Annotated in this window: 13 protein-coding genes; 4 read left to right on the plus strand and 9 right to left on the minus strand. The window is 58.8% G+C overall.

Annotated features, from left to right (window positions below):
- Positions 1–63: 63 nt before the first annotated feature.
- Positions 64–324 carry a hypothetical protein gene (locus tag VD17_RS05105; RefSeq protein WP_046052944.1) on the plus strand — a complete coding sequence of 87 codons (261 nt, stop codon included), beginning with the start codon at positions 64–66 and terminating at the stop codon, positions 322–324.
- A 91-nt stretch (positions 325–415) separates the two neighbouring features.
- Here the strand turns inward: VD17_RS05105 and VD17_RS05110 are convergent, their stop codons facing one another.
- From VD17_RS05110 to VD17_RS05135, 6 genes are all read right to left on the minus strand, one after another.
- Positions 416–1504 (minus strand): SMP-30/gluconolactonase/LRE family protein, encoded by a 1089-nt coding sequence (locus tag VD17_RS05110; RefSeq protein WP_046052945.1) that lies wholly within the window; start codon positions 1502–1504, stop codon positions 416–418.
- Positions 1501–2646 carry a sterol desaturase/SRPBCC family protein gene (locus VD17_RS05115; protein ID WP_046052946.1) on the minus strand — a complete coding sequence of 382 codons (1146 nt, stop codon included), beginning with the start codon at positions 2644–2646 and terminating at the stop codon, positions 1501–1503. Before VD17_RS05115 ends, VD17_RS05110 begins: the two co-directional genes overlap by 4 nt.
- 107 nt (positions 2647–2753) lie before the next feature.
- Positions 2754–3617 (minus strand): LysR family transcriptional regulator, encoded by an 864-nt coding sequence (locus tag VD17_RS05120; protein WP_046052947.1) that lies wholly within the window; start codon positions 3615–3617, stop codon positions 2754–2756.
- A gap of 249 nt (positions 3618–3866) precedes the next feature.
- Positions 3867–5714 carry an amidohydrolase gene (locus VD17_RS05125; protein ID WP_046052948.1) on the minus strand — a complete coding sequence of 616 codons (1848 nt, stop codon included), beginning with the start codon at positions 5712–5714 and terminating at the stop codon, positions 3867–3869.
- Between the two features lie 307 nt (positions 5715–6021).
- On the minus strand, positions 6022–6336 hold the full coding sequence (locus VD17_RS05130; protein WP_008154977.1) for an SCP2 sterol-binding domain-containing protein: 315 nt from the start codon (positions 6334–6336) through the stop codon (positions 6022–6024).
- A 64-nt stretch (positions 6337–6400) separates the two neighbouring features.
- Complete coding sequence (locus VD17_RS05135) at positions 6401–7111, minus strand: histidine phosphatase family protein (RefSeq protein ID WP_046052949.1); 711 nt, start codon at positions 7109–7111, stop codon at positions 6401–6403.
- A 203-nt stretch (positions 7112–7314) separates the two neighbouring features.
- On the opposite strand from VD17_RS05135, the gene sohB reads away from it, so the two are divergent.
- Complete coding sequence (gene sohB / locus VD17_RS05140) at positions 7315–8340, plus strand: protease SohB (RefSeq protein ID WP_046052950.1); 1026 nt, start codon at positions 7315–7317, stop codon at positions 8338–8340.
- Between the two features lie 83 nt (positions 8341–8423).
- On the opposite strand, the gene VD17_RS05145 is transcribed toward sohB, so the two are convergent.
- Positions 8424–8918, minus strand: coding sequence for a DUF934 domain-containing protein (locus VD17_RS05145; RefSeq protein WP_046052951.1), 495 nt, complete (start codon positions 8916–8918; stop codon positions 8424–8426).
- A complete protein-coding gene (locus tag VD17_RS05150; protein ID WP_046052952.1) occupies positions 8902–10560 on the minus strand; it encodes a nitrite/sulfite reductase in 1659 nt (552 codons plus the stop codon). The genes VD17_RS05145 and VD17_RS05150 overlap by 17 nt, the downstream gene beginning before the upstream one ends.
- 522 nt (positions 10561–11082) lie before the next feature.
- On the opposite strand from VD17_RS05150, the gene VD17_RS05155 reads away from it, so the two are divergent.
- A complete protein-coding gene (locus VD17_RS05155) occupies positions 11083–12156 on the plus strand; it encodes an ABC transporter substrate-binding protein (RefSeq protein WP_046052953.1) in 1074 nt (357 codons plus the stop codon).
- On the opposite strand, the gene VD17_RS05160 is transcribed toward VD17_RS05155, so the two are convergent.
- Positions 12153–12371 (minus strand): DUF2970 domain-containing protein, encoded by a 219-nt coding sequence (locus VD17_RS05160; protein WP_046052954.1) that lies wholly within the window; start codon positions 12369–12371, stop codon positions 12153–12155. The genes VD17_RS05155 and VD17_RS05160 overlap by 4 nt on opposite strands.
- Positions 12372–12523: 152 nt before the next feature.
- Here VD17_RS05160 and VD17_RS05165 point away from each other — a divergent pair, with 152 nt between their 5' ends.
- Positions 12524–19603 (plus strand): NEL-type E3 ubiquitin ligase domain-containing protein, encoded by a 7080-nt coding sequence (locus tag VD17_RS05165; protein ID WP_046052955.1) that lies wholly within the window; start codon positions 12524–12526, stop codon positions 19601–19603.
- Positions 19604–19639: the final 36 nt, after the last annotated feature.

A 19639-nucleotide genomic window follows, 5' to 3' on the forward strand; every position in this document is an offset into this window, starting at 1 on the left:
GCGATAAATACCGGCACCTCGAATGTTCAGAGTCCGAATTTACGGCTCCATGCGAGGTGCCCCATGACCGAACCACTCATCCCCGGTAATGAAAAGTTTCCCAGCGAAGAACAGGGTGGCTACGACCCCATCCCGACACATCCCGAACCCCTGAGTCCAGGACGCACCACTGTCAACCCGGAAGATGACCCGGGAATCGACGAACTGCCGAACAACGAAGGTGCCATCCCGATGGACGAGGATGACTCCACCGCCATGGACCCGCACAGGGTGCTTGAAGAAACGGATAACGCGGTACGCGATGGTGAGATGGATCCGCGGTAAACCAAGATCAAAAGATCGCAGCCTTCGGCAGCTCCTACAGGTGTACGCGGAGTCAATGTAGGAGCTGCCGAAGGCTGCGATCTTTTGATGTTTACTGCAACGCAGTGCTCAACGGCAATCGCGCCATGTTTTTCGCCTTCAACGACCCGAAGTACAACCAATCCCCGTACTCGCGAACGGTCGTGATCGGCGAGTAGTTGTCGCGGCTGCCGTCCTGCAAGTTGGCGATCACTTTACCGTCCAGGTCCAGCCCCAGCGCAAAGGCGCGCTTCTCCAACGGTTTGGGCAGGAAAGTCATGGCTCGCACGATCATCTTGCGCACGAAGGGATGCGGTGCGGTGGCATCGAGCAGCACGTTGCGCGGTGCATAGAGCGCCACCCAAAAGCGGTCGCGGCCATTGAACGCGAGGTTGTCCGGCAACCCTGGCAAGTTGTCGATGAATAGATCACGGGTGCCGGCTTTCGGTCCGCTCAGCCAGTAACGACTGATGCGATAGGCGCCCGTTTCGTTGACCAACACAAAGGCATCGTCCGGTCCCAGCGTCACGCCGTTGGCGAATTCCAGCTTATCCAGCAGGACCGCGGTCTTTCCGGTCTGGAAGTCATAACGCAGCAAGCGGCCATCGCCGCCGTGCTCGATGATCGCGTCGCCGTCACTGCCGTAGCCAAAGCGACTGGAGGCATCACTGAAATAGGCGTAGTGCCCGGACTTGTCGATCGCCACGTCGTCGGTGAAACCGAAGGGCACGCCGTTGGCCTCCGTGGTCAATGGAATCAGGCGGCCTTGGGCATCCAGTGACAGCAAGCCCTTGACCCCGTCGGCAATCACCAGCAGACCGCTGGGATGACGGGCCAGGCCCAAGGGTCTGCCGCCCGTATCGGCCAGGACCTTGGTGACCTTGCCGTCGAGGCTGGTACGGATCAATCGGCCGTCATGCAAACCCGTGATGAGAACGTTTTCCTCCAGCAGCAACGCTTCCGGCCCGTCGATATCGGCGACGCCGACGCGCTCCACGCCTTTGAGGCGCTGATTGTCGGCGTAGATGCCGCTGGTGAGAGAGGGCGCCGGTAGCGGTGTCCAGGCCACCGGTTGAACCTTGGTTGGCATCAGTAGCAGAAAGGCGCCGATGGCGACGATTATCAGCAACAACAGATGGCGAAACTTGATGGTTCGACTCACGCGCTGACTCCTGCCGGGGCCAGTTGTTTTTGAGCCATCTCGCGCAATGCCAACATCGAAGCTGCCGACTCACGATCGATGCGGCGCTTGAGCAGCAGTCGATTGGCAATGCGCATCGCCAGGCCGCTGAACCGATACTCCAGGGTGCGGACAAAGTGTGTGCCAGCGCCCTGGGCCTTGCATTCATAAGTCACCACTAAAGACAACCCGTGATCGTCATGGGCCCAGGCACTCCAGCGGCGTCCTGGCAGGTATTCGTTAACCTCCCAGTGCAAGTGTCCCTCACGCCCGCCCGCCTTGATGTCTTCCTCGAACCGCCCCCCGGCATGCAGCGGACCGCTCTGGCCATCGACCTTGAGGGACGAAGGATGCCACTCCGGCCAACGGGTTACGGTGCTGGCATAGGCGAGCACGTCAATCGGGTTTCCAGCAATGTCGATCTGATGCTGCATGCGGGTCATGGTTGTTCTCGTCGGGTGCAGGTCCGTCGGTTCCGGTTCCCAATAAAGGGTGCCGAACAGGTAGTCCATCAGCGGAAAAACGATATTGAAATTGCGTTCCTGCATCAGCTCACGACGGTGATGCAGTTCATGCAGGCGGCGCATCTGGCGGATCCACGGCAACCGTGTGACGGGGTTCTCCGGCGGCAGGTGCTCGCAGGCATGGAACACTTCATAGGTCAGGTAGCCGAGAACCAGGCAGCCGCCGAACATTCCGGCGACGTTGGCATCGAACTGCTCAAGCAGCCACCAGACGGGCAGGGTGATGACGACCGTGTGCAACACGATCAGCCAGGCTGGAAACAGAATCACCCGCCAGTCCCGGGCACTGTCATAGGTCATGTGGCCAGGGGCGAAAAAGCTGTGATGGTCGCCGGCATGGCGTGCGTAGAACATTCGCGCGAAGTTTTTTTTACGGTGCCCCAAGTGCCGATGGACCATGTACACGCCGAAGTTGAAGAACAACAACGTCAACGGAATTGCCAACCATTCCAGTGGCTGGACCTGGTGCACGGTGCTCCAGAATCCGCCGATGGCCAGCACCCCGAACAGCAGCACAAATGCGCCGTGCAGCCATGGGTTGTAGAGGGGATGAATAGCAGCGCGGTAGCGGGCGCGGAATGCTTCGGTGGTCTGCCTCACTGCAATCACCTGTGGTTATTGTTATCTCCAGCAGATTAGACGATCCCGGCGCTTCAGGCGGGCCGAACCGTGAGGTCACACATGCCATGCTCCGGTGCAAACCGGATTCAGATCAGCGGGTTCCAGCGTTGCGACCAGTCATCGTCGGATTTGATCACTTCGCGCAGCAGGTCGAAGGCGCGTTGCAAGGTCGCGGAATCGCGGTCGCGGGAGTAAACCAGATAGGTCGGGTAGCTGAATTCGGGGGCTTTGGGCACTTGCTCCAGCACACCGCTTTGCAGATAACTCTGGACCACCCGGGTGCGGAAGTAGCCGCTGCCGCCGTTTTCCAGAATGTACTGCAAACCCAGTGGGCCGAGGTTGAAGCTCAGCGCGGCTTTGGCTTTTTCCGGCAGGGCCGCATCGTGCTGACGGCGGAAGTCCGGGCCCCAGTCGATGTACACGTAGGGATCGGGTCTTGCGGCCAGGCGGATGAGGACCAGTTTTTCTTCCAGCACCTGTTCGACTTGCAGGCGCGGCCAATACTCGGGCTGGTAAACCAGCGCGGCATCCAGAACTCCGAGTTCCAGTTGGCGCAGCAGGTTTTCACCGTCACGAATTTCCATGCGCAGGGCGTGGCTGGGAATCTTCTCGCGCAGTGCGCCGGCCCAACTGAGCATCAGCGGGTTGCACAGACTGACCTCGCCACCGATGTGCAACACGTCGCGGTAACCCTCGGGCAACGGCAAGTCCCGTCGCGCCGCTTCCCAGGTTTCGACCAGTTGATTGGCGTAGACCACGAAGGCTTCACCGTTCGGCGTCAGGCGCGCACCGGCGCGGTTGCGCACGAACAGGGTGCTGCCCAGTTGACTCTCGAGTTTCTGCACGCGCGCGGTGATTGCGGTCTGGGTAACGTGAAGTTTTTCGGCGGCTGCGGCAAGGCTGCCGTGGCGGACGATTTCCAGAAAGGTGCGGGCGAGATCGATGTCCATGGGGCGGCCGGTGGGGAAAGTGCAGGCATTGTAAACGGATACCGCCGGATCAGTTCATGTAGCAGCTGGCGGAGCCTGCGTTCGGTTCGGGCCGCGTTCGGACGTAGCAGTCGTGAATCCTGTGCACGCGGTTTATCTGAGACACCGCAGCGTTTGGTTTAGCGACTGCTGCGCAGCCGAACGCAGGCTCCGCCAGCTGCTACAGGGATCGAGGAGCTGCCGCAGGCTGCGATCTTTTAGCGGCTCATTTCAAAACGCAAAACACGAACAACCAAAGGCCCCCCAGAAACCGGCGAAATCACTGACAGGCGCCGAGGACAGCCGCGCCCGTTCATGGCTATGCGCATGCACCGCGCAAGCCCCGACACATTGATGAACCTGCGCGGTCAGCGGCGCCAGGGGGTTCCAATGGCCCGGTACTTTGGCGACGGGCGACCATTCAGGCACCACCGGGACGGGAGGCGGCCCGAGTTTTTCAAACTCGACGCTGCCGTAGACGATCTTGCCGTCGACGATGGTCAGTACCGATTCGATCCATTTGACTGCTTCATCCTCGATGTGGAAATAGTCCGCCGACAGCGCAATCAAGTCGGCCAGTTGCCCAACCTTGATCTGGCCTTTTTTGCCTTGCTCGGAGGAAAACCAGGCGCTGCCATGGGTGAAGAGTTCCAGCGCGGTGTCGCGGCTCAAGCCTTGCGGGTACAGCGCCAGACCACCGACGGTACGGCCGCTGATCAGCCAGTACAGCGAAGTCCAGGGGTTGTAGCTGGAGACGCGCGTGGCATCGGTGCCGGCACCGACCGGAATGCCTTCGGCCAGCATACGAGCGATGGGCGGCGTGGCTTCGGCAGCCTTGGCGCCGTAACGGTCGACGAAATACTCGCCCTGGAATGCCATACGGTCCTGGATCGCGATGCCACCGCCGAGGGCTTTAACCCGTTCGATGTTCTGCGGGGTGATGGTTTCCGCGTGGTCGAAGAACCACGGCAAACCATCGAACGGAATATCGCGATTAACCTTCTCGAATACGTCGAGCATACGGCTGATGGATTCGTTGTACGTGGCGTGCAAACGGAACGGCCAGCGCTGTTCCACCAGATGGCGGACCACCGGTTCCAGTTCCTGCTCCATGGTTTGCGGCAGGTCGGGGCGAGGCTCGAGGAAGTCCTCGAAGTCGGCCGCCGAGAACACCAGCATTTCCCCGGCACCGTTGTGCCGTAGGAAATCGTCGCCCTGACCGTAGTGGGAGGTGCTGGTCCAGTTCTTGAAGTCGCTCAGTTCTTCCTTGGGTTTTTGCGTGAACAGGTTGTAGGCAATGCGCACCGTGAGCTGCTGGTCTTTGGCCAGTTGCTGGATGACTTGATAGTCGTCCGGATAATTCTGGTAACCGCCGCCGGCGTCGATGGCGCTGGTGACACCCAGGCGATTGAGTTCGCGCATGAATTGGCGGGTGGAGTTGACCTGATACTCCAGCGGCAACTTCGGCCCTTTCGCCAGGGTCGAGTAGAGAATCATCGCGTTGGGGCGGGCGATCAGCATGCCCGTCGGGTCGCCATTGGCATCGCGCTGGATTTCGCCACCCGGCGGGTTCGGCGTGTCACGGTTATAACCGACCACTTTCAATGCCGCGCGGTTGAGCAGGGCACGGTCGTAGAGGTGCAGGATGAACACCGGGGTATCCGGCGCGGCCTTGTTCAGTTCATCAATCGTCGGCAGGCGTTTTTCGGCGAACTGGAACTCGTTCCAGCCACCGACCACTCGTACCCATTGTGGCGTGGGTGTGCGGTCGGCCTGATCCTTGAGCATACGCAGCGCGTCAGCCAGCGAGGGAACGCCTTCCCAGCGCAGTTCGAGGTTGTAGTTGAGGCCACCACGGATCAGGTGCAGGTGCGAGTCGTTAAGGCCGGGAATCACCGTGCGACCGTGCAGGTCGATAATCTGGCTGCCGGGGCCTTGCAGGGCCATGGCCTGGGCATCGCTGCCGACCACCACGAAGCGTCCGTCCTTGATCGCGACGGCGCTGGCTTGAGGTTTTTTGCGATCGACGGTGTGCAGGCGTCCGTTGTACAGGATGAGGTCGGCGGGGGCGTCGGGCATGGTATTACTCCCTGCGATTAGCGGGCTGATCCAGGCACCGACGGCGCCTGCCGAAAGGCCTTGCAGTACACGTCGGCGGTTAAATCCGTCGTGGTCGTCAGGTGGGCTCATGGCAATGCTCCACGCAAAGGCTCTTCATAAAAAAAGCGAGGGCAAACAGCCGATGTCTGACGCATGCGGCCAGAAGGAATATAGACGGCAAATCCACAGGTAGCCGTTTTCCGATGGCGAAAAACGACGAATCCCGCCACGAGGGGCGGGATTCGTTTGCAGCCAGGCGTGCCCCCGAAGGTCGGGAGCGGTGCGCTTAGGCCGGGAACAGCTCGGACAGTTTCATGGCCAGCATCATGTCGCCTTCGGCGCGCAGTTTGCCGCCCATGAAGGCTTGCATGCCGTCTGTTTCGCCGCTGACGATGCCTTCCAGGGTTTCGCCGTCCATCACCAGAGTCACCTGGGCGTCCGGGTTTTCGCCTTCCTGGAGCTCGCAGGTGCTGTCTTTGACGATCAGCGAGAAGTTCTTGGTGTCGTCGATGCGGAAACCGAATACCAGGTCCAGACCGGCAGCAGCGGCTGGGTTGAACTTGGCTTTCATTGCTTGTACGGCATCAGCTACGGAGGTCATGGTTCGATCCTTTCTTGGGTTATTAGAGCTGGGTGAATACAGCCAGGGTCACAACAGTCCGGACTCAGCGAAACGTGATGAGTTCCGGGGTCTTCAACAGCTGCAGGTGCGCATGATTGTTGAAAGAAGACAGAGCCACCTCGCGACCGCGAAACTTCAGCAGGTTGAGCGAGGTGTTGACGATTTGCCAGTTCAGTTCAAACGCCTGCTTTGCCGGCATTTGCGTAATGAGGTGGAGCAGGGCCGTGATAGTGCCGCCGGAGGTGAACACGGCGATTTTCTGGGTGTTGTCGGCGCTTTCGAGGATTCGCTGCAGACCGGCCTGCACCCGTTCGACAAACCCCAGCCAGCTTTCCAGACCCGGTGTGTCATAGGTGCCGGCGAGCCAGCGTTCGATGATCAGGGCGAAGATGCGCTGGAACTCACCGCGGTTTTGCGCGGCATTGCGCAGGATGTGCAGCGCTTCGGGTTCGTCCGGCAACATGGCCGGCAGCAGCGCGCGGATCACCGCGTCGGCGTCGAACTCATTGAAAGCGGAATCGATTTCCAGCGCAGGAACCGGCAGGCCTGCCGCAGCGAACTGTTCCAGAGCGCTGTTGGCCGTGTGCTGTTGGCGGCGCAGATCGCCCGAGAGGCAGCGATCGAAGCTGATGCCCAGCTCGGCGAGGTGCTGGCCGAGGACTTCTGCCTGGCGAATACCGGTCGGCGACAGGACGTCATAGTCGTCTGCACCAAAGGAGGCCTGGCCATGTCGAATCAAATAGATACTGCCCACGTCCGCGTCATCCCGGTACGTTGAAGGTTCGGCGAGGTTATGAGGATGAAGGTGAGCTGTCAATGAAAAAACATACGCTTGTTTGAAATGCCCGTTACAGGGCTGTTGCCAGAGGTTTCACGGCTGGCCGCCGGGGCGGCGCATGGGTATGCTGGAGGTATCCCGCGCGCGATTATGCAGCGCATCGTATTAAAGGAGTCCCTGTGGAGTTTTTTGCCGAATACGCAGTTTTTCTGGCTAAGACCGTGACACTGGTGATCGCCATTCTGGTGGTCCTGGCCAGTTTCGCGGCCTTGCGCAGCAAAGGTCGACGCAAGTCGGTCGGCCAGTTGCAAGTCAGCAAACTCAATGATTTCTACAAAGGGCTGCGCGAACGCCTGGAGCAAACCTTGCTCGACAAGGACCAGCTCAAGGCCTTGCGCAAGGTCGAAGCTAAAACCGAGAAAAAGCAAAAGAAAAAACCTGAGGCAACCAAATCCCGGGTGTTCGTGCTGGATTTCGACGGCGACATCAAGGCGTCAGCCACCGAAAGCCTGCGCCATGAAATCACCGCGCTGCTGACCCTTGCCACGCCCAAGGATGAAGTGGTGCTGCGTCTGGAAAGCGGCGGCGGCATGGTTCACAGCTACGGCCTGGCGTCCTCGCAACTGGCGCGTATCCGTGATGCCGGTGTGCCGTTGACCGTGTGCATCGACAAGGTCGCGGCCAGCGGCGGCTACATGATGGCGTGCATCGGCGAGAAGATCATCAGTGCGCCGTTCGCAATTCTCGGCTCGATCGGCGTCGTGGCGCAGTTGCCTAACGTCAACCGCCTGCTGAAAAAGCACGACATCGACTTCGAAGTGCTGACCGCGGGCGAGTACAAGCGCACCCTGACGGTGTTTGGCGAAAACACCGAGAAGGGCCGCGAGAAGTTCCAGGAAGACCTGGACGTCACTCACCAGTTGTTCAAGAACTTTGTTTCCCGCTATCGCCCGCAACTGGCCATCGATGAAGTGGCCACCGGTGAAATCTGGCTCGGCGTCGCGGCGCTGGACAAGCAACTGGTGGACGAAATCAAGACCAGCGATGAATACCTCGCCGAACGTGCCAAGAAGTCCGAGCTCTACCACTTGCACTACGCCGAACGCAAAAGCCTGCAGGAACGCATCGGCATGGCGGCCAGCAGCTCGGTCGATCGTGTGCTGCTGAGCTGGTGGAGCCGGTTGACCCAGCAACGCTTCTGGTAAGCACCGTCGCGTTATCGTTTACGCCGGACACAAAAAAGCCCTGAACCGGATTTCCGATTCAGGGCTTTTTGTTTTACGCGTACTTAGCGGCGACGGAACAGCGGCAGCGGTTCGTCGGTAGCCGCCTGATAGGTCACCGAGAAGTCCTTGAGACCTTCCAGGGCTTCGTACGGGTCTTTATCGGCGCGGATCGCAAAGGCGTCGAAACCGCAGCGGTGCAGGTAGAACAGCTGGTCGCGCAGCACATCGCCAATCGCCCGCAATTCGCCTTTGAAACCATAACGGTCACGCAGCAGGCGGGCGTTGGAGTAGTTGCGGCCGTCGGTGAAGGCAGGGAAGTTCAAGGCGATCACCTGGAAATTCTCCACGTCGTCACCGATTTCTTCCGCTTCTTCATCGGCATCCAGCCATACGCCCAGGCCGCCATCGCGGGCCTTGAGCATGCGGCTGTGTTCGCGCCACAGCTGCAACGGGACGATCAGGTCGTCGCAGTTGCTGATCTCGTCGATGTTGAAATCTTTGGGCAGCAAGTGCCAGGTTTCGTCGACGACTGCGTTGTTCTTAATTATTCGCTGCATAGACGCGCTCCTTGAAGAGGTCGATGCCAATACGCTGATAGGTGTCGATGAAACGCTCGTCTTCGGTACGTTGTTCGATGTACACGTCGATCAGCTTTTCGATCACGTCAGGCATGGCTTCCTGGGCGAAAGACGGGCCGAGGATCTTGCCCAGGCTGGCGTCACGGCTGGCGCTGCCACCCAGGGACACCTGGTAGAACTCTTCGCCTTTCTTGTCTACCCCGAGGATGCCGATGTGGCCGACGTGGTGGTGACCACAGGCGTTCATGCAGCCGGAGATGTTCAGGTCCAGTTCGCCGATATCGAACAGGTAATCCAGGTCTTCGAAACGACGCTGGATCGATTCGGCGATCGGGATCGACTTGGCGTTGGCCAGGGAGCAGAAGTCGCCGCCCGGGCAGCAGATGATGTCGGTCAGCAAGCCGATGTTCGGCGTGGCGAAACCCTGCTCGCGCAACTCGCCCCACATCGCGAACAACTGACTTTGTTCAACGTCGGCCAGAATGATGTTCTGCTCGTGGGAGGTGCGCAGCTGACCGAAGCTGTAGCGATCGGCCAGGTCGGCAACGGCATCGAGCTGCTTGTCGGTGATGTCGCCCGGTGCAACACCGGTCGGCTTCAGGGACAGGGTCACGGCGACATAACCCGGCTTTTTGTGAGCCAGGGTATTGCGGGTGCGCCAACGCGCGAAGCCCGGGTGTTCTTTATCGAGTTCGGCCAACGCCAAGGCCTGGTTGTCCAGCGCCTTGTAATCCGGGTCAACGAAGTGTTTGGCGACGCGATGCACTTCGGCTTCGGTGAGCGTGGTCTGGCCACCGCGAAGGTGTTCCATTTCCGCATCGACTTTTTGCGCGAAGACTTCAGGGGTCAGGGCCTTGACCAGAATCTTGATCCGCGCCTTGTACTTGTTGTCACGACGGCCGTAGCGGTTGTAGACCCGCAGGATGGCGTCAAGGTAGCTCAACAGGTCTTGCCACGGCAGGAATTCATTGATGAACGCGCCGACCACCGGGGTACGGCCGAGACCGCCGCCCACCAGCACACGGAAGCCCAGCTCGCCAGCGGCGTTGTGCACCGGCTCAAGGCCGATGTCATGGACTTCGATGGCCGCACGGTCGGAAGTCGAACCGTTGATGGCGATCTTGAACTTGCGCGGCAAGTAAGCGAATTCAGGGTGGAACGTGGTCCATTGGCGGACGATTTCGCACCACGGGCGCGGATCGATCAGCTCGTCGGCAGCGACACCGGCGAACTGGTCGGTGGTGACGTTGCGCAAGCAGTTGCCGCTGGTCTGGATCGCGTGCATCTGCACGGTCGCCAGTTCGGCAAGGATGTCCGGGATGTCTTCCAGCGCCGGCCAGTTGAACTGTACGTTCTGCCGGGTGCTGATGTGGGCATAGCCCTTGTCATAGTCGCGGGCAATCTTGGCCATCATTCGCGTCTGGCGCGAAGTCAGTTGGCCGTAAGGCACCGCCACCCGCAACATCGGCGCGAAGCGCTGGATGTAAAGGCCATTTTGCAGGCGCAGGGGGCGGAATTCTTCTTCGCTCAGCTCGCCTGCCAGATAGCGTCGGGTCTGATCACGGAACTGCTTGACGCGGTCCTCGATGATCCGCTGATCGTACTCGTCGTATACGTACATATAAGTCCTGTTCTCAGGCTTGGGCCGGTCGGATCCAGTTGCGTTTTTCGCTTGGAAGTCTCCGATACTGCCTCGGCAATTCTGCGCGCACGGCCGCGCACTCCCAACGGAGCCGGGGCAAGATACCAGTTTGCAGTTATGCGCAAAAGTGATGTTTGAGTATATGTAAAGAACCAAAACGACTAATGAGATCCAATGAGGTAAAACCCACATTTGTGGTGCGGGCAATCATCGTCTTAACTGTGCTCGAGTCTTTATGCAATCACCGATAAAACCGACAAGAGGCGATGCAATGAGCAACCCTACCAAAACGTCAAAACCCGATAGCACGGTCGATGCTTGGGCCATTCTGTTCCTGATCATCCTGGTCGTGGGCACCGCGGTATTTTGGGTCAGCCATCAATAACCGACCTCGTCCGGGTCCCATTCCGACGATTGTCGGACAATAACCGGAATAAACGCCGTTTTCCGGGACTTCGCTGGCTATAATGCGCGGCGAATTGCCGGGGGCTCGGACGATCAATGTTGAAGTTTTTCTACTCATTCCTGCTCATGTGCGGCGCGGTTTACGGACCCGGTGCGTGCGCGGAATCAGTGCTGTTCCTGAGTCCCGGGAAGACTGACGAAGCCTTCTGGATCAGCTATTCGCAATTCATGCAGGCGGCAGCCACGGATCTGGGCATTGATCTGCAAATTCTCTATTCCCGACGCATGCCGGAGCTCACGTTGGCGCAAGCGCGTCAGGCGCTGCAAGGCCCCGATCGTCCGGACTATCTGGTATTTGCCAACGAACAGTACGTCGCCCCGCAGATCATTCGCCTGGCCCAGGACAGCGGGGTAAAGCTGTTTATGGTCAACGCGTCGCTGACGGCCAATCAAATGAGTCTGCTGGGTGAGCGCCCTGAGCGCTTGGGCAGCCTGGTGCCCAACGACGAGGAGGGTGGCTACCTGATGCTCAAGGAACTGATTCGCCAGCATCCGCCCGCGGCGCCCGGTCAGGTCATCGAGTTGCTGGCGTTTTCCGGCCTGAAGATCACCCCTTCAGCGCAACTGCGCGAGCAAGGCATGATGCGGGCCTTGGCCGAGCACCCTGAAGTGCGTTTGCGCCAACTGGTTTATAGCGGCTGGACCCGGGAACGGGCTTATGAACAGGCCAAACTGCTGTTCAAGCGTTACCCGAAGGTTTCGCTGGTGTGGTCAGCCAATGACGAAATGGCGTTTGGCGCCATGCAGGCGTATTCGGAGACGGGTGGGATACCCGGCAAGGATGGGTTGTTCAGTGCGGTCAACACCTCGCCGGAGGCGTTACAGGCGACGGTCGACGGGCGCATCAGCGTGCTGTTGGGCGGGCACTTCACGTTGGGCGGCTGGGCGCTGGTGGAGTTGCATGATCTTGATCAGGGCGTGGATCTCACCCATTACGGCGGCCGAGACCGGAGAATCCCGTTGCTGCAACTGATCGACAAGGCACAGGCCAGGCGATTGCTGGCCATGGGGGAATCACCGGATTACGGTGTGAACTTCCGCCGTCTTTCAGCCAAGGGCCGGCCCACGTCGTATCGCTATCCGTTCAGCCTGCAAACCTTGATGCGCTAAACCCCGGCCAGATGCAGCACCAGTTGGACGATGCCATACAGCGTCAATGCGAACACCGCGGTGAACAAAATCCCCAGAATCACGAAGTGACTGGGCTTGCCGTGAGTGAAGTCCCGCGCCCGGTTCTTCCCGCTCTGCACCCCGAACGCCGCTGCCATGACGCTGTGCAGCATCTGCCAGAAAGTGGGCGGCTTGTTGTCGCCTGGATCGTCCATAAACCCCTCGTCTTCCGTTTGAGTAAGACAAGCATAGACAACCCACGCAAAGAAGATCGCCCCCGGCGCTACCCGGTATAAATATGTACCGCCCTGGAGGACAAGCCTGCTGATTGACTGGTGCTTCATTTAACCGCATCAGGTATTGCCACATGAGTGGAATCCCTTCCGCCCAGGAAAAGGGCCTTCACAACCATTTCATCAAAAAAAAGCTGCACGATCGGATACGCCACCTGACCCCGGCAAACATCCGGGCTCTGGATCGGGCGAGGACCCCGGGAGGCCTGGCCGAAAATGTCATGCCGGACTGGTTTCAGAACGCCTCCAGCGACCAACGACAAACTGTGCGGGATGACCAGAAGCGCAGTCGAGCCTCCAACGAAACCTTGGCAAAAACGCTTGCGGGGTTCAAAGGGGTCACCGAATTCGCGCAACCGTTGCTCGAAGCGGCGCTGCAAAAAAAGCTCGGGTTGAAAGTTGATGTTGCGCAGACCTGGCTCTACGAGCCCTTGGCAGGCTCGCTCATCACTCACCAGACACTGCTGCAACTGGCACTGCGCAATTTTGAACAAGACCAGGCGTTTGATGAACGTGACGTCATTGCTGAACGAGGTATACGGGCTGCCAATCTGGAAACCCAAGGAGGACCTTACGGTTGGGACTATCCAGAAAAGGGCCCTTCAACGCGCTACAGGATCAAGAAGCTAGCGATAAAACCCGCCGATTTCGCCTCGCTATGCCGTGAACTGGATATCGGCAAGCAATATCAGGAACACCTGACGGCGATGTTTGATGCCGCGGACAGGGCGGCCACCGTGTGCACCCAAACGGTCGACGCGTGGAAGGACAGTCTGCGGGTGCATGCCCATATTGCCCATCTCAAATCGCTGATCACGCCATCGGCCTATCGCACATTGCTGGCCGTGCTCAACAGCGACAAATCGCCAACACTGGACGGTGAGCGCGTCACTTGCAGTCAGTTGCATGTGCTGGGGTCGCCTGTCAGTGAGCTGTTTGTCATTGGCGCAAGCCGGCGCAAAGGTAAAAAGGTCGACTTCAGCTGGAGCAATCCCGGCGTAAACCTGTTTGACGTACTGGGTTACCAGGACTCGCGGATCATCGTCTGTATTCCGGGTGATCCGGTGGCGCCGGTCATGGAGTATGCCTCGCTCAAGGCCTTTGAAAATGACCTGAGCTACAGGCTGCGGGATGTGAATTACCAGCGCTCTTTCCTCAGGCTCATCCCCCACGGTGATGCGGGCAAGTTCCTCGGCAAAATCAAGACTGCTCTGCAAACACTCAAATGGAACCCGGATTTCCCTTACCGTAAACAGACCCTCTTGGGGCACATAGACGGAATCTACGAAAATGTTTACCGGGACGAGCCGGCGCTCGATATCAGTGAAGAGTTTTTTGACACGCCGCTGTTCGGCGAGCTGTACACGCGGCACCAGGCGCGCCTCAAGGAGACTGCCGAGCAACTGGCGGTGCCGACGGCCAAGGTCGATCATGACGCCTGGTATGAACGACTCGCCCACTATGCCGAGTGGGGACTGAACATACTCAACGTGGCCGCATTTTTTGTGCCCGGCCTGGGCGAGGTAATGATGGCCGTGATGGCTGTGCAACTGACCACAGACATTTATCACGGGGTTGAAGCCTGGAGCATCGGGGACACGGATCAGGCGTGGAGTTATTTGAAGTCAGTGGCCGTGAACATCGCATTTATGGCGGCTGTAGGCGCGGTTGTCAGTAAAGCGCCGAAAGTGCTGTCCACCCCCTTCGTCGATGGCCTGGTTAAAGTCAAATTGCCGTTTGGCAGCGAACAGTTGTGGAGGCCTGGCTTGGCGCCTTATCTGAGCGACAGGGTCTTGCCGGCTAGGCTCAAGCCCAACACGCTTGGGCAGTATGAAGTGGGCGGCAAGACCTATATCAGGCTCGACGGTAACGTTTACGAACAAACCTTCGACCCCAAGCTGAACAAATGGCGCCTCAAACACCCGACGGACTCGGACGCTTACTCTCCCGTTCTTGAGCACAATGGTGAGGGCGCGTGGCGTCATCGTTTCGAGCGCCCGCTGGAGTGGGATCGTGCCACCTTGTTACGACGTCTTGGCCCGGTCACCGACGGTATTGACGCGGCGACGCTGGAGAAAATCGCCGATATCAGCGGCGTTGACGACGGCGTGCTGCGCAAGACCCATACGGATAACCTGCGCATGCCATCAGCGTTTTCCGACACGTTGCGGCAGTTTCAAATCGACCGTCAGCTCAATGAAATGATTGAACAGATTCGTCTCGATCAGCCGGTGCCGAACAGCCGCTACAACGACGTCTTGCCGCAAGTGATCAATATGCCGCGTTGGCCGCTGGCGCGGGTGATCGACGTGTTTGACAACGCAAGCCTGAGCGGTGCCTCGTCCCGCTATGGTGAGGCGTCGACTCCCATGAAACCGAGCATCAGGATTTCCCGTGAGGAGGTGTCTGCCGGGAAATTGCCCGAACGCGTGCTTGCGACACTGGATAAGGAAGAAATCGTTCGCTTGCTGGGGGGCGAAGGTGCGCGGGTCGAGGCGGAGCGTGAAACGGTTTTTCGACAACAGCTTGGCGATCAGCTTTCGGCCAACAAAACTTCATTGTTCGACAAACTCAGTCAGGATTCCACGGCAACAACGCGTGAAGCTCAGGCGCTGCAACGTACTTTCCCCAGTCTATCGACGGACGCGGCGCAAGAAGTCCTGGCCAATACTACCGCCAAGGAACGGCTGCACATCAAACAAACCGGCCGATACCCCACCAGTTTGTTGCTCAAGGGGCGTGCGCGCGCCCGGGTGACTCGGCTGAACAAGGCCCTGGCCGGATTGCAGTTGGAGAGCATGGCGTCATCCGACAGCCAGCGCCTGGCGCTGCACAGCCTGGAAAAACTCCCCGGCTGGCCAAAAAACCTGCGCCTGGAAGTTCGTCAGGGCGATTGCGCTGGAAAACTGCTCGACAGCATCGGTAGCGAGACGGCCGAGCACGTCAAATACCTGGTCAAGAACGGCTATCAACATCATCAAGCCAACCAGTTCCAGGCCTTCGACCCGCAAAAAAACGCGTTGAACAGCGTGCCGAAAGCAGGCGACAACTTTTTCTCTTCGGTCATGCATGCGTTGCCGGACGACGTCCGCACTCAGTTGGGCATGCCCAATGTGGCGCAGGGTGCCACGTTACAAAAGACATTGGCCACCTATGCCATGGGCCACCGTGACCGGATGATGGAAACCCTCGTGCCCAACGCCACCACGCCAGGATTCCGTCCGCCGGTGCGACTGGCCGACGGCAGGGTCGGCTACCCCTTGAGCGGGCGAGGTGCCGGCGCAACGGTGAATCCCTCGTTGGTCTCCAGGTTACGGGATGTCTATCCGAACTTCTCCGATGAGTTGGCGGAATCGATGGTCATCCAGCTTGCGCTGGATGGCATGACCGAAACGCAGATCGTCCATTTACTGAACATGCGGGGCCGGGAATACGAGGCACTGACGGCGCAGCTCGAACAATGGGTACACAGCGGCGGCCAGAATACGGTCCGCCATCAAGTCGCACGAAACATTAGAGGCGTCTGGCAGCAGAGGGGTATTTACGATGGCGATGCCAGTGTTTCTCTGGACGTGGGTGCTGCAGACAGCCTGCCGGAACTGGCCGGCAACTTTCCTCACGTCAGTCGCCTGAATATGAGCGTTGGTGGAGTATTGAGCCAGACACCGGAAGCCTTTGTGCGCCAGTTCCCCAACGCCCGGTCGCTAACGTTGGGGATCCCGGATGGCGTCGATAGGGTTCAACTGGTCGAGAGGCTAAAGGCACTGCCGAGTATTCGTGAACTGCGGATGGCAGGGCCGCTGGGTCCGCAATTCACCGAAGCTGCCCAATCGGTGATAGATGCCATGCCACACCTGCAACGATTAGACGTGATCGGCATGGCGGACGAGCTGGATGTCAGTCGCCTGACTCAACTGCATTCGTTGAGTGTGTACGGGACGACAGAGGCCTGGCCGAAGGGCGCTCTGCAATTGCCACAGCTCAGGTCGCTGGATCTCACTCACTCAAGCGTCAAGACACTTCCCCCAGAATGGCTGTCCGGGCATGAATCACTGTGGCCAGGTATGAAACTCAACTGGGCCGGGCTGGGCCCTGAGGATTTCGTGAAGGCATACGAATATGTGCACGACAATCCTGCGCATTTGCTGGATCCCGGGCAAATGCTGGATCGTTATTGCCAAGGCACGCTACAGAACGCCCTGGACACAAGCGACGAACTTTCGAAGATTGCCCTCGGGCGAATGAAGGCTGAGGGCTTGGCAGGGCGGGCGTTGCTGGCACGGATCAATGCACTGCGCCAGGATGGACAGGCATTGCGACAGCAACTGGAGGCGTGGCAGCAGCGAACAACAATAGCCAATGGCCGGCAAGTCAACCTTCGGGAGCGAGAATCCGTTGCCCGGCGAATCCGTGACTGCTGGCGTGATGGCCTGCGTAAACGCTATGGCGGTACGCAGGAGGCACAGTCTTCGCAACCTCAGGCCGGGTCTTCAACGGGGCGGCCACGGCCTGTCATGCCGCGACAAATCATTTCATCGACGCTTGATTTGTCCGGCTGGGCGCTGGGTGATCTGCCTGAACTGCCCGCGTTGTCAGCAACGAATTTTGCTCATGTGCACACCCTGAAAATGTCGGGTGTGGTGGCCTCATCCGAGGATTTCAGTGGTTTTTTGAGCGGCTTCACCGACATTCGCGAGTTGGATCTGAGTGGCAATCAACTGCAGGATCTTCCGTCGGCATTGGGCAACTTCGGAAAACTCACTGATCTGGCGCTGAGCCGAAATCACCTGACAATTACCCCGAGTGTGCAGCGACGCTTGAACCGGTTGTCTGCCCTTGAAAGTCTGGACTTGCGCTATAACCGGCTCGATTCGCTGGATGTCAGCGCCATGACTCGCTTGAAGACCTTGCGTGTGGGTCATACCGCCATTAAAGACTGGCCCAAAGGTGCGTTGGACTTGTCCGGCCTCGGCAAGCTCGAGTTGAACAACAGCGCGATCACGACGATTCCCGAGGCTGCCCTGATCGGCCATGACGCTCTACGGATCGATATGACTGGCTGTCGGTTGACGGCCAAGGCCCGCACCGATTTGCTCGCGAGTACTGCTTCCGAAACACCCATGGGTATTCCCAGAGCCGCCTTGCAGGTGGGCTTTACCATGGGTGAACCAGAGTATTTTCCGGTTCTGGTCGCGCAAAATCCGGACTTGTTATTGCCACTGCCCGTTGTACCGGGCAATGACCTGACACGCTTGACCCCGCAAGCCCGCTTGCAAAGTCTTGACCCGGATCTGCCAGGCGCCGAGGCGATACAGGTGATTGATGAACTGACGTTACGCCATGGCGGCGTTGGCCCCCTGTATGAGCAATTGGCGAAATGGGACAGCCAGCATCAGGCATTGACGAAGGCCCTGAACACATGGATCGAAACCCCACCACAGCGGATGGGTGAATCCTCCCCTCCTGTGTGGATTGCAGCCACCGAGCGTCGTCAGGCGGCTGATCGGATAATGGCGTGCTGGAGGCAGAACCTTCGTGGGGCGCAGGCCGTGGAGCGCGGATCGGGAGGTTATATCCTTGATCTGTCCGATAGCCCCTTGGGCAATCTCCCGGCTCTACCTGCCGACTTCGCTCATGTCGGTGCGTTGAACCTGAACAACGTGTATCTGAGAGAGGAGGGGCTAAGCGATTTCCTCGGTGCGTTTACTCATGTTCATACCCTGGCGCTGAATGCCAACGCACTGTATGCCTTGCCAGAGTCAGTGACTTCGTTGAACAGCCTCAAGCGACTTTCGGCAGTCAATAACCGTTTTTCCAATGCGCCTCAGCTCCAGCTCCAGCTTCAGCTTGCAGGATTGAGCAACCTGGAGTCATTGAACCTGGCGGAAAACTGGCTTGAGTCGCTGGATGTCAGCCCTCTTACCCGTTTGCAGGCCCTCGATCTGAGTGGCAATCGCCTGATCCTCTGGCCACAGGGAGCGCTTCAGCTCCCCTCGCTCAGCGCACTGGATTTGCGCGACAACATGATCGAGTCCATTCCGCCGGTCCTGATGGCCGACGAGCACAGGGTATTGCGTGCGGGCACGAATCTGGCGAGTAACGAAGCTATGGATAGCGCAAGCCTGCTAATGCTGCGTCATCAGGTGCAGGCGGGCGAGCAGATAGTGGGATGGACGCCAGAAGAGATTGACGAGGCGTTGGAGCAGTTTAACCGCAGCAGCGACAGCTCTAACGACAGCGATATCGATGACTCGATCGCAAGTGACGTAGACGTGGATATGGATGAGGTGACAGGTACCGACGCACGTGAGCGATGGATCGCTCAGTCAGCAGCCGACGCAGAGGAATTGACACGGATATGGAATGACTTCGAGCAAGCGCACAACAGTAAGTTCTTCTTCAATCTGCTGACCAAGATGGAAGGTACGACTGACTTCCTGACGGGACGTGCTGATCTTGTGCGGAGGGTCCATACCGTACTGAGGGTGGCCAATAGCGACGCAGGACTGAGGGATACGATATTCGAAATGGCGAGGTCTGGCGCCACCTGCGTTGATGGTCAAATCCTGTTGTTCAGCGATATAGAAGTTAAGGCTTTCGAATTTGAGACCGCGAAGTCAGTTTCCCCGGGCCAACAAGGCAGCGTTTTGTTCAGACTTGGCAGGAGCCTGTTTCGCCTTGGGAAAGTCGAGGAAATCGCTAACCGCGACATTGTCCAGCGCCAGGCACAGCGCCGTTCAACTGACCCGGCGGAAGTGCGGTTGGCCTATCGTATCGGCCTTGCCGAGCGACTTGAGTTGCCGGGGCAACCAAGAGGCATGCGCTACAGCGGCAACGTTTCGTCTGCCATGCTGGATGCGGCCCATGCCGAAGTGATCGCGGCAGAACAATCATCGGCATTTATTGATGATTTGGTCGGCCACAAGTACTGGAGCGACTATTTGAAGGGCAAATACCCTGAACGGTTCGCCCTGGTGCGAGAGGGTTTCGCAGGCAGAGAGCAGGATGTAGAGGAGGCGTATCCAAATTACGGCGAAGGCGCGCAGGAACAGTACAAAACCGCCATGCAGGCGATAGAGGCAGACCTTCTTTTCGAACAAGGAAAGTTGGTGCGCCAATTGTCTGAAAAAGAACGGACGCTGGTGGGGCTGTAACGTTTACTTGCAGCTTTCATAAGAACCCCGGGAGTC

It is taken from the genome of Pseudomonas fluorescens (genome assembly GCF_000968015.1).
Classification (GTDB): domain Bacteria; phylum Pseudomonadota; class Gammaproteobacteria; order Pseudomonadales; family Pseudomonadaceae; genus Aquipseudomonas; species Aquipseudomonas fluorescens_W.

Coding starts and splice junctions, on each gene's coding strand:
- VD17_RS05125 (WP_046052948.1), bottom strand. CDS start 5,714: ATGCCCGACGCCCCCGCCGACCTCATCCTGTACAACGGACGCCTGCAC.
- VD17_RS05130 (WP_008154977.1), bottom strand. CDS start 6,336: ATGACCTCCGTAGCTGATGCCGTACAAGCAATGAAAGCCAAGTTCAAC.
- VD17_RS05150 (WP_046052952.1), bottom strand. CDS start 10,560: ATGTACGTATACGACGAGTACGATCAGCGGATCATCGAGGACCGCGTC.
- VD17_RS05155 (WP_046052953.1), top strand. CDS start 11,083: ATGTTGAAGTTTTTCTACTCATTCCTGCTCATGTGCGGCGCGGTTTAC.
- VD17_RS05160 (WP_046052954.1), bottom strand. CDS start 12,371: ATGGACGATCCAGGCGACAACAAGCCGCCCACTTTCTGGCAGATGCTG.
- VD17_RS05105 (WP_046052944.1), top strand. CDS start 64: ATGACCGAACCACTCATCCCCGGTAATGAAAAGTTTCCCAGCGAAGAA.
- VD17_RS05165 (WP_046052955.1), top strand. CDS start 12,524: ATGAGTGGAATCCCTTCCGCCCAGGAAAAGGGCCTTCACAACCATTTC.
- VD17_RS05145 (WP_046052951.1), bottom strand. CDS start 8,918: ATGCAGCGAATAATTAAGAACAACGCAGTCGTCGACGAAACCTGGCAC.
- VD17_RS05120 (WP_046052947.1), bottom strand. CDS start 3,617: ATGGACATCGATCTCGCCCGCACCTTTCTGGAAATCGTCCGCCACGGC.